This is a genomic window from Oleiphilus sp. HI0128 (assembly GCF_001635365.1).
The window spans coordinates 1-952 of record NZ_LWGG01001193.1 but is presented as its reverse complement, the minus strand read 5'-3'; the positions used below and the strand labels follow the sequence as shown (position 1 = coordinate 952).

Sequence of the window (952 nt, the reverse complement as noted above, 5' to 3'; positions counted from 1 at the left end):
ATTGGCAGACACTTACCTTTTGACAACACCTCGCCCTGGTCAAAAGCTAATTCAATTTCGCTACCCTGCCATTCAATTAATACCTGATGCCTAACAAAGTTCGTCTCAAACACCGCATTTAAACTTTCCAAATTCATTCCTTCCGGCCAAACATCCAAGCCCTCTAGAAGTGAAATATCTAGCTTGTTATCCGCCAATTCCCATTCCCATTCACCACGTTCACTTAGACCGCTTACCGACTTCCCCTTGGTCTTCAAGGTTTGAATAAAAGCATCGCCTTTTTTCCGAACCCGCAAAGCCATTCGATGCTGGTTCAATATCTTATCAGGCGTATCATAGTAAATATTCTGCAAAGGCTTTCGCTGCAACTCAAGCACAAACCCCTGATTGCTCAAACACGCTTCCAAGCTCTCAAGCACAGCAAGACTTTCACCCACAACACTAAGTTTTAGTTCAATTTCTTTCGGCACAAAACACCTTATCGTTTGATTTACATAAATTTCAGGCAAAAAAAAGCCGGTGAAAGTCACCGGCTTTTTAGAGCTTAGTTCTAAACTTACAACTTAGAAGCTGTAGTTAGCGCCGATAGCTAGTACGTCAACATCCGCACCATCAACACCACCAAGGTCAGTAGACGTTGTGTATTCTAGAGCTACAAACAAATGATCTGTTACATTATGAAGAGCTTGAAGCGCAATTGTCGCTTCGTCTTCTGCACCATCATAAGACTTCATACCATAACCTAGAGCAAACTGGTTCTGACCCATTGTGTACATGCCCTGCAAACCAATGTAATCAACTGTATCTGACATGCTTTCGTAACCAAGCATTACAGTAATATCATCCATTGAGTAAGTAGCACCTAAACCAATAGTATCTTCTGCTTCAACACCAGCTTCTTCGCGACCCATAGAGTATGCAAAAGCAAGTTCAAGGTTATCCATAGCGTATT

The 952-nt window shown here is 42.0% G+C and carries 2 protein-coding genes; both read right to left on the bottom strand.

What is annotated here, in order from left to right:
* Window positions 1–470: CYTH domain-containing protein (locus tag A3763_RS20090; protein WP_197483012.1), on the bottom strand; the 470-nt coding region annotated here is incomplete at its 3' end.
* Between the two features lie 93 nt (window positions 471–563).
* A partial coding sequence (locus tag A3763_RS20085; protein WP_156495211.1) for a porin occupies window positions 564–952 on the bottom strand: 389 nt, incomplete at its 5' end.